Below are 12010 nucleotides of genomic sequence, written 5' to 3'. Positions count from 1 at the left end.
ACCCAAGCTGCCGCAGCAAGTTTGCTTGGAATGGATCAGGGGGGCTGCGGCTTCGACCAACGGGCTGAAGAACAGCGCTCCTCACTGACAAAATCGATGCCAGTCTTCACTCTTTGACCGCCGCGAGGCCTTTAATCGCCTCGGGGCGTGCAGGTTCGGGTCGGAAGATGAACAGCAGCGCCAGGATGGTCAGACTCGCGCCCGCCCATTGCCAAGGAGTGATCACTTCCCCGAGGACAATGACGCCGGCCGCCAGACCGATGACCGGCACACCCAGGCTCAGCGGCGCCACGCGGTTGGCGGTGTGGCGCTTTAGCAGGCCAGACCACATCGCATAAGAGATGATGGTCGCAAACCAGCCCAGATAGAGCACGGCCACCCAACTCTGCCAGCTCGCATGCCGCAAGGTGTAAACCTGCAGGCTCGGATCCATCAGCAAGCTGAGGATGCAGAACGGAACGATGGGCACCACAGAGCTCCAGATCACAAAGGCGGTCGCATCGTTGGCTTGCCCCTTCGGGATGCTCTGCAGAGCCTTGCGCACGACGATATTCGAGACGGCCCACATGCACGCGGCCCCAAGATTCAGCACCAAGCCCGCAGCCGTCACCCCGCCCACGGTGTCGCGCATGACGCCGATGCCGAAGCAAAGCAGCGACAGCGCGGCCAGCACCAGGCCGAACTGCAGGTTGCGGCCGGGTCGTTCGTGCAGGAAAAGGAAGCTGAAGATGACGGTGTAGAAGACCTGCGTCTGCATCAACACGGACGCGAGGGCCGCGGTCATGCCGATCTTCAGGGCAATGAATAGCAAACCGAACTGGCCGACACCCTGACACAGGCCATAGAACAACAGCCATTTCCAGTGCACCGAGGGACGGCGAACAAGAAAAATCAAGGGCAAGGAGGCGACAACGTAACGCGCGGCGCCGAGTTGAAACGGCGTCAGCGCTTGCAGGGCGTACTTCATCGCGACGAAGTTGAGTCCCCAGATGAGTACGACGCCAAAAGCAGCCCCGAAATCAACCCAGCCGAAGTTGGTGCGAGAGTTCATTGATTCTTCCTTTGCTGATAGGTCAACCGCGTGCGCGCAGCCCGCCCATCAACACGTACTTGGTTTCCATATAATCGTCCAGGCCATACCGCGATCCTTCTCGGCCGATGCCGGACTCCTTGATGCCGCCAAAGGGAGCGAGCTCGGTAGAGATCAGGCCCTCGTTGATGCCGATCATGCCGACCTCTAGCCGCTCCGCCACCGACCACACGCGGGCTATGTCGCGGCTATAGAAATAGGCCGCCAGCCCCACATTCGTGGCATTGGCCATACGGATCACTTCGTCTTCCGTCTCGAAGCGGTAGCAGGCCGCGACGGGGCCGAAGGTTTCCTCCTGCGCCATCGCCATGTCGGCACGCGCCTCGGTGATCACCGTGGGTTGGTAGAAGGTTCCGCCCCTCGCGTGATCATCACCACCGCACAGGACGCGAGCACCCTTCTCTCGGGCGTCCGCAACGTGCCGGCGCACCTTGTCCACGGCGGCTTGATTGATCAGCGGCCCTTGTTCGGCGCCAGGTTCGATGCCGGGCGCTACCTTGAGCCGGCGCACCACATCGGCCAGCCGCGTGGTGAAGGCTTCGTATACACCCTGCTGCACGTAAAAGCGGTTCACGCACACGCAGGTCTGCCCCGTGTTGCGGAATTTCGAGGCCATCGCCCCGACCACGGCGGCATCGATGTCTGCATCGTCAAAAACGATGAACGGTGCGTTGCCGCCCAGCTCCAGGGAGACCTTTTTCAGCGTGTCGGCCGCCTGGCGCATCAGCAGCTTGCCGACCCGGGTGGAACCGGTAAAGGAAACCTTGCGGACCACCTCGTTATGCATCCAGGCCTCGCCGATGGCAGCGGCATCGCCCGAGACGACGTTGATGACCCCATCTGGCACACCTGCTTGCATGGCGAGTGCCGCCAGCGCGTGCGCCGACAGGGGTGTCTCTTCAGAGGGCTTCAGCACCACGGTGCACCCTGCGGCCAATGCAGGCCCGAGCTTGCGTGTCACCATGGCCAACGGGAAGTTCCAGGGCGTGATCGCAGCCACGACACCCACGGGCTCCTTCAGAACGAGTATGCGCGCATCCGTCTTGTGCGAGGGGATGACGTCGCCATAGGCGCGCTTTCCCTCCTCGGCGAACCATTCGAGAAAGCTCGCGGCGTAGGCGACTTCGCCGCGCGCTTCCGCGAGAGGCTTGCCTTGTTCGGCGGTCAGGATGGCGGCCAGCTCCTCCTGATGGAGCATCATCAGGGCCGCCCACTTGTTCAGAATGCTCGCACGGTATTTGGCCGTGGTCGCGCGCCACGAAGGTAAGGCAGCCGCAGCAGCCTGGACCCCGGCGTTCGCCAGTCGCGCATCACATCGGACAACCTGGGCCAGTTGCTCGCCATTGGCAGGGTTGATCACGGCGTAGCGTTCGCCCGATTCGATCCAGGCACCAGCAACCAAGGCGCCGGTGCGCAGCAGTTCAGGTGAAAACATGGGGTATCCTGTTCCTCAAGCCATCGCCTGGCCGCCGTTGATGTCGAGCGAGACGCCGGTGATGAAGGCACTGTCATCGCTGGCCAGGAAGGCGACCGTGGCGGCTACATCGTCAACCTCGCAGTAGCGGCGCACGGGAATCGTTGTCAGGACCTGCTCGCGCTCCTCCGCAGTCCGCCGCTCAGCCCACAGGCCGGCGGTCCGCTCGGTCATCACCACGCCGGGACAGATGCAATTAACGGTGATGCCCATGGGACCGAATTCCTGCGCCATCTGCCGCGTGAGGGAGGCCACCGCACCCTTCCCCGCCGCGTAGTTGGCTCCGGCAATCAGACTACCGTATCGACCGGCCTTGGAGCCGAGGTTAACAATGCGCCCATAGCGCTTCTTCTGCATACCGGGCAGCACGGCCTTGCAGGCCCACACCGCGCTCATCACGTTAAGGTTCATCACGCGTTGCCAGTCCTCGTCGTCTTCCTCCATGAATCGGAAGGGGGTGTGCAACGAGCCCCCCGCGTTATTGACAAGAATGTCAATGCCGCCGAACTGCTCCACGAGCTCCGGAATCCGTCGCGACACATCCTGGGCGTTTGACGAATTCATGACGCTTGAATGCAGGTGCACACCGCCAGTCTTAGCGATGCGGACGGCCTCTTCAAGAGCGGCCACGTCTTGGTCGGTGATACAGACCATGGCGCCTTCACCTGCCAGACGCACGGCCGATGCGAAGCCGATGCCGCGCGCCGCGCCGGTAAGCAGGGCCACCTTGCCGCCGAAGCGGCGGCAGTTGCGGCCCGCGTCGTCGCTGGCAACTTTTACTGGGCCGCCATAGTTAATTTCAGCCATCGCCTATTCCGCTTTGATGTTGGCGAACTTAATCACCCTACCCCAACGCTGCGATTCGGCACTTATACGGTCGCGGAAGCTCTCGATGGAGCCGCCTACGGGTTCAGCGCCTACCTTGGCAAGGCGCTCACGGAATTCTGGTGTAGCCAGGGCTTTGTTTACTTCGGCGTTGATGCGCTCAAGGATGGGGCGCGGCGTGTTGGCAGGAGCCAGCAGGCCAAACCAGCCTTCGGAGTCGAAGCCCTTAATGCCGCTTTCGTCGAGGGTCGGCAGGTCGGGGGCCGACGGCGAACGCTTCAGCGTGGTGACGGCCAGGGCGCGCACGGTTCCCGCCTTGATGTGAGGCAGGGCGGAGGCCAGCTGGTCGAACAAGATATCGATCTGGCCACCGATCAGGTCCTGCATTGCCGGGGCGCTACCGCGGTAGGGGATGTGCAGAATATTGGTGCCGGTCATGGACTTCATCAGCTCCGCCGACAGGTGAGGCGTGCTGCCGATGCTGGTGGAACCGTAGGAAAGCTTGCCAACATTTGCCTTGGCCAGGGCCACTAGTTCCGCGGCATTGTTTACGGGCACCTTGTTGTTGACCAGCAGCACGTTAGGTACGGAGGCGATTACCGCGATGGGCGCCAAGTCTTTCTGCGGATTGAAAGACATGTTGGTGAACAACTGCGGGTTGATGGTCAGCGTCTGGGGCGCGCCCAGCACCAATGTGTAGCCGTCCGGCGCCGAGCGCACGGTTTCGCCGACGCCGATATTGCCGCTGGCGCCCGATTTGTTGTCGACGACAAAGGGCTGGCCCAGAGCCGCCTGCAGGCGTTCTGCCACCAGACGACCGACGATGTCAGTGGTACCACCGGCCGGGAAGGGCACGATCACGCGCACAGGTCGGTTGGGGTAGTTGTTCTGTGCCGAGGCAGCGCCGCTGAAGGCCAGAGCGGTGGCCATCAGGCAGGCCGAAATCCAACGAGGGAAGTTCATGTCTCTATTCCTGCTGAGGTTTGGTTTCAGTTCATCCAGGTTCCGCCATTGACGTCCATGGCGTGGCCGGTGATGTAGCGCGCCTCGGCCGAGCACAAGAAGTTCGCAGCGTCAGCGATCTCCTCGGGCAGGCCCAGTCGGCGCAGCGGGATGTGCGCGGCCAGTTCCGGCCAGCGCTCGCGCGGAATCATCGCGCCCTCGATAGAACCGGGGAGCACGGCGTTGACCCGGATCCCATCTGCAGCCAACTCAGTTGCCAGTGAGCGGACCAGGGACAGCAGACCTGCCTTGGAGGCGCAGTAATGCGGCTTGACGCCCTGGTCCGTTGGCACGAGCGCGGCGACACCGGTGCGCGCGGCCCTGGATGCGATCATGACCATGCTGCCCTGGCTGGAACGCAGGGCTGGAATGGCTGCCTGTGCCACGATGAAGGCACCCGTGAGGTTGATATCGATCACCCGCCGCCATTCGTCGAGAGTGATCTGTTCGACAGGCTTTGCGGGCGCGGTGATAGCCGCCGAATGGACCAGCACCTGCACGGAGCCAAGGTCTTGCGCATAGGCCATCAGTGCACGACAGGCCTCGGGCTGCGTGACATCGGTGGCCCGGAACAGCATGCCGGCTGGCAGCGGCTGCTCCGGGGGTTTGACGTCGGCAACCACCACGGTGTGCCGAACGGCCAAACGTTGAGCGCAGGCCCAGCCGATATTGCTGGATCCGCCGGTGACGATGGCGACGGGTTGCATAGTGCTCTCCTCTCCTCGATTGGCTTAGTAGTCGGAGGCCGGCACATGGCTGGCCGCGGGATCGACCGATACGTCGATCACCGTGGGACGATCGGAATGTCGCGCCGCAATGATGGCGTCAGCCAGAGCATCCGCCCGGTCAACCCGCACGCCGTTGCAGCCCATGCCCTGCGCCACCATCGCGAAATCGATGTCGGAGAAGTCCACCGCTATGCGTCGCTCCTTCATGTTGTCGCGCACCATGCCCAGTCCTCGGTTGTTGCACACGATCACGGTGATGGGCAGGCGCTGTTGCACGCAGGTGGCAAGAGTGCTGAGAGTCATCGCGGCACCGCCATCGCCTATTAGGCAGATGGAGTTCCGCTGTGGGTAGACCAGCTTGGTTGCCGCTGCCGCCGGCAGGGCCCAGCCCATGCCGCCGATGCCGCCAGGCACCACCAACTGACCGGGGGTGCGCAGGCGCAGCATGCTGGTGACCCAAATGCGGTTGTTACCAGCGTCGAGCGACAGCATGTCATTGGGGGTCAGCACGCGATCGAGCACTCGCACGATATCGGCGTTATGTAGGGTGCCATCGGCCGCCACGGTGGGCGGGAGCACCCCGAAGGCGTGTTCGCGGTTGTTCTGCGCGATGGCTGTCATGCGTTCGCCGGGCTCACCCAGATTCATCGTTTTCAGGGCGCGCAGGGCTTGCGTCACGTCGCCCTCGATCGCCATGTCGACCGGATAGACCCAACCGGCGTTGCGCGGGTCGATGTCGATCTGCACGATGGTCTGACGCGTCGGATCGATGATGCTTTCGTCACGGAAGCGCAGGTAGTCAGGGCCCAGGCTGGCGCCCAGGGCGATGACCAGATCAGCCTTGGCCACCATTCTGTTGGCGCTCTTGCTTCCCCAGGTGCCCAGCATGCCAACGGCAATGGGCAGAGTCTCGTCGATCACGCCCTTGCCGTTGTAGCTGGTGGCAATGGCGATACCGCCGCGGGCGGCGACCTCGGCCAATAGGCCGCGGCTCTCGTCGGTCTGAGCACCCTGGCCAGCGATGATCACCGGGGTCTTGGCCTTGGCGATCAGTTCGGCGAGCTTGACCATCGCCGGCTGGCTTATCTGCTGCGGGGTGTGGTGCAAATAACCTTCAGTCGGGTACAGCTTCACACGAGTCTGCTCGGGCATCTCGCGCTTAATGATTTGGGATTTCAAGATCAGAGCGGCCGGGCCCATGCGCGGCAACTGCGCATGCTTGTACGCCAATTGCAGGCCATAGACGGCTTCGTGCGGCTCGGTGGCGTAGGCCGTGTACTTGGTCATAGTTCCCAAGGACTGGCGGATGTTGGCAGCGCCGTAGTCGCCCGTCATGGTTTGGTAGACGCCGTACATGCCAAAGCCGTCATAGCACGAGGTGTCGGTGAGCACCACCATGGGCGAGCCGGCGAAATAGGCTTCCAGGATGCCGAAGGCGCCGGTGGTGCTGGCGAACGGGCCTTGGCCCATATAAACGCCGGGCTTGCCAGTCAGGCGGCCGTAGACCTGGGCCATGGTCGCGGCGATCTGCTCGCTTCGGGTGAGCACGACATTCAACTCGTCACGCTTTTCATAGAACTCATCGAGCATCCAGGTAATGCCCAGACCGGGAAGGGTGAAGGCGTGCTTGGCTCCGCAGTCGATGAGTGTTTTGACCAGTGCATTCTTAGGATCTATCCGCAAATTAAACTATGTTCCTGAGTCGCCCGTGATGCGGCGCAGGAGATGTAGATGGCCAAGGTGCATGCCAATTCGTGGGAAGTGACGGACGAGTTCTGGAGCCGGGTGGAGCCGCTGGTGCCGCAGCCTGCGCGCGATCCTGACAAGCAGTACAAGCGCGCAGCCGGAGCGGGCCGCCCGAGCAAACCGCCACGGCTGGTGTTCGAGGCCATCATGTATGTGCTGCGCACTGGCTGCCAATGGAAGGCATTGCCTGCTGAGCGCTTCGGCAGCGCCAGCGCGATCCATCAGAAGTTCATGCTGTGGTCCAAGGCCGGGTTCTTTGAGAACCTGTGGCGTGCAGGTCTTGCTGAGTACGATGATTTCGAAGGCGTTGCCTGGCGCTGGCAAAGCATTGATGGGGCCATGTTCAAGGCGCCACTGGCGCAAGAGGCTGTGGGGCGCAACCCGACGGATCGGGGGAAAAAAAGGCAGCAAGCGTCACCTGCTGGTGGACGGGCGTGGCGTCCCGTTGTCACTCGTCGTGACCGGGGCCAACGCGCACGACGTGACGCAACTTGAGGCCGTGCTGGCGTCCTGCATGATCAAGCGCCCCACACCCAAGCAGCGACGCAGCAAGCACCTATGCGCTGATGCCGGCTACCGGGGAAAGAACGCCATGAAGATCATCCTGGCCCACGGCTATATCCCGCATGTAGTGGGCCGCAAGAGCGAGGCAGAGCGCAAGAAACGCAATCCGCAGAAGAAGGCGCGCCGCTGGGTAGTGGAGGCATGCCATGGGTGGTTCAACAGATTCCGCAAGCTGCTCGTGCGCTACGAAAAGCTGGAGCACACGTTTCTCGCGCTTAACCATCTGGCCGCTGCCATCATCACCTTGCGAAAGATCAGTCTACCTGTCAATATTATTTACGGATAAATCCTTAGTGGTGGGCATATCGAATCCGTCTTTGGATGCGCATTCCACTGATGGCGGACAGTGATTCCATTCCCATCGCGGACAGCGTTCCAGGCGATGGCGGACACGTTGCGCGGGTGTCCTGAGTGACGCTCAAATCGTAGCCGAAGTGTCCGCCATCAGCGTGGAATGGCGGTCGGCGCGGCCGGCTCAGACGGCCTTGGTGAGCTTGCGCATCGACTCGCCCTTGAGGGCTATCTTGTGCGAGCCGTGCACGATGCGGTCCAGGATGGCGTCGGCCAGCGTGGGCTCGTCCAGCCAGGCGTGCCAGGCCGTCACCGGCAACTGGCTGGTGATGAGCGTCGAGCGCGTGCCCACCCGGTCGTCCAGCAATTCCAGCAGGTCGTTTCGCTCGTGCGCGGCAATCGGCGCGATGCCGAAGTCGTCCAGGATGAGCAGGTCCAGCCGCGCCAGTTGCGCCAGCCGTTTGCCCAGGCTGCCATCGCCGTGGGCCACGTGCAGCTCCTGCAGCAGCCGTGGCGCGCGGGTGTAGAGCACCGAGAAGCCCAGGCGCGCGGCCTGCTGCCCCAGTGCGCAGGCGAGCCACGTCTTGCCGCACCCGGTGGCGCCGGTGAGCAGCACGTTGTGGCCATGGCGCAGCCAGTCCCCGCCGGCCAGGCTGGTGATGACCTCTCGGCTCAGGCCCCGGCTGGCGCGCCAGTCGATGTCCTCCAGGCAGGCACTGGAGACCTTCAGGCGGGCCGCCTTCAACAGGCGCTCCAGGCGCTTGCTGTCACGCCAGTCCACCTCGCGCTGCACCAGCAGCGCCAGGCGTTGTTCAAAGGGCAGCTCGCTGGCCGTGATGTGGGTGGCCGCGTCGCTGAGGGCGGCCACCATGCCGTCCAGGCGCAGGGCGCGCAGTTGGTTCAAGGTCTGTTCGTTGAGCATGGTTCTTCCTTGTTAGGTTTGCTTGCACGTTGGAGTTCAGTGGTAGTAGCCCGGCCCGCGCACGTTCTCGTGCAGCGGCAGGCTCGCCTGTGCGGCCATCGGCGCATCCAGCGGCCGCTGGTCCAGGCCGCAGCCCAGGATGGAGGCGATGCTCTTGTAGGACGGTGAGCGAATCGACTGCGCCCGCGCACAGGCGGCCTCCAGCCGGTCAGCCCCGTACTCACGGCCCAGGCGCATGAGGCCCAGACAGGAGCGGTAACCCTGCTCGGGATGCTGGCGGTGCTCCATCTGCCAGCGCACCACGGCGGCGGTGGCCGCGCCCACGCGCTCACCCCAGGCGATGAGCTTGGCCGGCGTCCACTGCAGGTGCGCCCGGTGCGAGGCCGGCATGTGCTCGGGCGTGGTGGTGTGTGCACCCCGTCGGGGATTGAGGGCGTGGGCGGCCACGCGTTTGCTGCCGTGCAGGACTTCGAGCGTGCCGGCCGTGATGCGCAACTCCACCGGCTCACCCACCAGGGCGTGGGGCACCGAGTAGTAGTGGCCATCGAGCTCAACGTGGTAATCGATGTTGACGCGGGCGGGTTTGAAGCGCGCGATGGGCATGCGCACCGGCGGCAGGGGGCGCAGGGCTGGCCGGTCGAGTTCGGCGAAGGCGCTAGTGCGGTTGCCCGGCAGCTTCTTGAACGCGCGCTGGTTCAAGTCCACCAGCAAGGCGGCAATCGCCCGGTTGAGCTCGGCCAGGCTGAAGAAGGTCTGGTGGCGCAGCCTGGCCAGAATCCAGCGCTCGACCACCTGCACAGCGACCTCCACCTTGGGTTTGTCGCGTGGCTTGGCCGGGCGCGCGGGCATCACGGCCAGGCTGTAGTGCGCACAGAGCTCTTCGAGCAGGCGGTGCGCGGTGGGCTCGTAACGGTCGGGTCGGGCCATGAGGGCGCGCGGCTGGTCAGGCACCAGCAGGCGGGGCACGCCGCCGATGAACTCCAGCGCGCTAATGATGCTGGCCACCCAGTCGGTGGTCTTCTGGCTGGCGGTGGCGCAGGCGTAGGTGTAGTTCGATGCGCCCAGCACGGCCACGAAGACCTGGGCCTGGCGTATCTCGCCAGTGTCGGCATCCACCACGGGAACGGTCTGGCCGGCGTAGTCCACAAAGAGCTTGTCACCGCCCGTGTGGGTCTGGCGCATGGAGCGCTGCAGGCGCCGGGCCCAGGCCTTGTACTTCTCGCAGAAGGCGCTGTACTTGTACGCCTGCCCGCTGTGCTGTTGCTGGTATTCCTCCCAAAGCAACTGCAGCGTCACGCCAGGTCGGCGCAGTTCGCGGTGGATGTGGGCGTGGTCGGGTTCAAGGTGCCGGGACTCGCGCGCCACGGGTGGCTTGTAGAGCCGGGCCTGGAGTTCGTCGTCGTTCAGGCTCTGGGCCAGTGCCCAGTCCACGCCGGCCACGCGCGCGTAGCTGGCTATCTCGCTGACAGTGGATTTGGAGATGCCGAGGGCGGCACCGATTTGACGGGTGCTCAAGGCCCCGCGGTGCAGCAGTTGCAGTGTGTGTCGTAGTTTGCTCATGGTGACCCTGGGTGTGGGCATCGCTGGTTCCGGTCAAAAAACCGGGCAGCGTATGCCGCGTTCGGGTCACTCAGAACACCCCGCAGGTGTCCGCCATCAGTTTGGAATGCTGTCCGCCTTCAGCGTGGAACACTGTCCGCCATCACGCTGGAACACTGTCCGCCATCAGCATGGAATCGTGTCCGCCATCGCGTGGAATACGCATTTGGAAGGAAGTGAAGTGCAACAATGATAATGCAAGCGCTTGCATGATGGTATCAAACATCAATGAAGAAATGATGGGGTTTACCCTATTCATTGGACTAATGAAATGAATTTGATCTCAAACATGTTGAGTGCATGTCTTTCCGGCTGCAGGAAAACCATGAGCCATGCATGCGCTTGCGTAAGCACCTTCTGACTATCGAGCAGTTGCAGTAGGATGCGTACATGCTTTCGAAACCGATGATTGAGAGACCAACCCCATTGACGCCCGGCACCGCTGCAGTAGCGAGCCCTCGGGTTCGGGCCGCATCGCTCGATGATGTCGCTGCGTTGGCGGGGGTCTCGTCTGGAACTGTGTCGCGGGCACTGTCGCGGCCCGAGATGATCAGCGAGGCGACCCGCCAGCGTGTTCTGGAAGCAGCCAACCGGATCGGATACGTGCCCAACGGCGCTGCCAGAGCGATGGCTCTGCGCCGCACCTTCACCGTGGGGGCTGTGATACCGCGCTTCGGCACTTCATCCTTCCCAACGATGGTGCAGGCACTAGAGGCCGAGCTGGCTGAACGCGGCTACACCTTGCTACTGGCTGCCCCGGGCAATAAACAGAACCAGACAGAAATGGTGCGCACCCTGATTGCTCGTGGTGTCGACGCACTGGTGCTGCTCGGTTCTCGGTACCCCCAGGAGGTAATTGGGCTCCTCAGGACGCAAGGAACCCCCTTTGTGCGACTCTGGACACAGGACGACTCCCTTGGGCCTTGTGTCGGCTTCGATGAGGCTCAGGCGGCCGCCTTGGTAATCGATCACCTAGCCGATCTTGGTCATCACGAGATCGGATTCATCGGAGGCTACACCAAAAACAACGAGCGAGCTGAGGCGCGCTTGTCAGGACTCACGCGTGCGGTCGCCCGGCGGGGTTTGGTTCTGCGCGAAGATGCAACCGTCGAGACGGAGTATGGATTTCAGGAAGGCTTCGATGCCATGGAGTGGATCCGGTCAGGCGGCTGCCCCATAACGGCCGTGGTCTGCGGCAATGACTACTTGGCGGCTGGCGCGCTTGCAGCGCTCGATCAAGCGGGTGTGTCGGTACCGGAGCAACTATCGGTGGCCAGCTTCAACGACAACGACTTCGCACCCTTCCTGCATCCGCCTTTGACCACTCTACACCTTCCCATCAAGGAGATGGGTGAGCTGGCGGCGCGCTACTTAGTGTCCGTCTTGCAAAATCAGAATCCGCAGCCGATCGCGTCATTACCGATGGCACTGAAAGTCCGGCGCAGCACCGGGCCGCGAAAGTAGTGGACTATTCGATGCTTGGACCCTGGCTTTCCAGCCCGTCCAGCCATGGCATTCTGAGCATTGCTATCACTCGTAAGCCGTGAGCACACAAATCATCACGCTCGGAACGCCAGGGGCAACCCAGGTATCGGCCAATCGTCGATTGCGATCAACTTTCCACTACCGGACAGTGTGACGTAGACGGTTCGCAGCTCCGATCCTCCGAAGCACAGATTTGTTGTGAAGTGAATCGCCACGAATTTTCTAGACACCTCTGAACCTCAAACCTGAGGCCCAATAGAAGGTGCCATGAGTAAGCAGAGATA

The 12010-nt window shown here is 62.9% G+C and carries 11 protein-coding genes; 2 read left to right on the top strand and 9 right to left on the bottom strand.

The annotated features are described in order from the left end of the window. Nucleotides 1-106: 106 nt before the first annotated feature. From MRB47_RS01990 to MRB47_RS01965, 6 genes are read right to left on the bottom strand one after another with little or no spacing between them, the layout of a single operon-like run. The gene (locus MRB47_RS01990) at nt 107-1051 is read right to left on the bottom strand and encodes an EamA family transporter (protein WP_252101765.1); all 945 of its coding nucleotides are present in this window, start codon (nt 1049-1051) and stop codon (nt 107-109) included. A 22-nt stretch (nt 1052-1073) separates the two neighbouring features. Next, on the bottom strand, nt 1074-2525 hold the full coding sequence (locus MRB47_RS01985; protein WP_252101764.1) for an NAD-dependent succinate-semialdehyde dehydrogenase: 1452 nt from the start codon (nt 2523-2525) through the stop codon (nt 1074-1076). A gap of 15 nt (nt 2526-2540) precedes the next feature. Next, nucleotides 2541-3371, bottom strand: a complete 831-nt coding sequence (locus MRB47_RS01980) for an SDR family NAD(P)-dependent oxidoreductase (RefSeq protein WP_252101763.1) — start codon at nt 3369-3371, stop codon at nt 2541-2543. Between the two features lie 3 nt (nt 3372-3374). Continuing rightward, nucleotides 3375-4352 carry a Bug family tripartite tricarboxylate transporter substrate binding protein gene (locus tag MRB47_RS01975; protein WP_252101762.1) on the bottom strand — a complete coding sequence of 326 codons (978 nt, stop codon included), beginning with the start codon at nt 4350-4352 and terminating at the stop codon, nt 3375-3377. A gap of 26 nt (nt 4353-4378) precedes the next feature. Further along, a complete protein-coding gene (locus MRB47_RS01970) occupies nt 4379-5098 on the bottom strand; it encodes an SDR family NAD(P)-dependent oxidoreductase (protein WP_252101761.1) in 720 nt (239 codons plus the stop codon). Nucleotides 5099-5122: 24 nt separating this feature from the next. Then, on the bottom strand, nt 5123-6802 hold the full coding sequence (locus MRB47_RS01965; protein WP_252101760.1) for a thiamine pyrophosphate-binding protein: 1680 nt from the start codon (nt 6800-6802) through the stop codon (nt 5123-5125). A gap of 48 nt (nt 6803-6850) precedes the next feature. Here MRB47_RS01965 and MRB47_RS01960 point away from each other — a divergent pair. After that, nucleotides 6851-7715, top strand: a protein-coding gene (locus MRB47_RS01960; RefSeq protein WP_252100767.1) for an IS5 family transposase whose coding sequence is annotated in 2 segments (ribosomal slippage) — nt 6851-7269 and nt 7268-7715 — 867 coding nt in all. Because the reading frame shifts where the segments join, the coding sequence is not laid out codon by codon here. A gap of 189 nt (nt 7716-7904) precedes the next feature. Here the strand turns inward: MRB47_RS01960 and istB are convergent. The 3 genes from istB to MRB47_RS19915 form a co-directional block, all read right to left on the bottom strand. Continuing rightward, nucleotides 7905-8642, bottom strand: coding sequence for an IS21-like element helper ATPase IstB (istB, locus tag MRB47_RS01955; RefSeq protein WP_011805003.1), 738 nt, complete (start codon nt 8640-8642; stop codon nt 7905-7907). Between the two features lie 36 nt (nt 8643-8678). After that, the gene (istA, locus tag MRB47_RS01950; RefSeq protein ID WP_252100662.1) at nt 8679-10223 is read right to left on the bottom strand and encodes an IS21 family transposase; all 1545 of its coding nucleotides are present in this window, start codon (nt 10221-10223) and stop codon (nt 8679-8681) included. Between the two features lie 121 nt (nt 10224-10344). Continuing rightward, nucleotides 10345-10467: a hypothetical protein gene (locus tag MRB47_RS19915; RefSeq protein WP_411275722.1), complete on the bottom strand. Its 123-nt coding sequence runs from the start codon at nt 10465-10467 to the stop codon at nt 10345-10347. A 164-nt stretch (nt 10468-10631) separates the two neighbouring features. On the opposite strand from MRB47_RS19915, the gene MRB47_RS01945 reads away from it, so the two are divergent. Next, nucleotides 10632-11705, top strand: coding sequence for a LacI family DNA-binding transcriptional regulator (locus tag MRB47_RS01945; RefSeq protein WP_252101759.1), 1074 nt, complete (start codon nt 10632-10634; stop codon nt 11703-11705). Nucleotides 11706-12010: the final 305 nt, after the last annotated feature.

The sequence above is a fragment of the Diaphorobacter sp. LI3 genome (assembly GCF_022807955.1).
GTDB lineage: Bacteria > Pseudomonadota > Gammaproteobacteria > Burkholderiales > Burkholderiaceae_C > Diaphorobacter > Diaphorobacter nitroreducens.
Note: the sequence above shows the minus strand (reverse complement) of the source record. Positions and strands in the feature narration are given on the sequence as shown.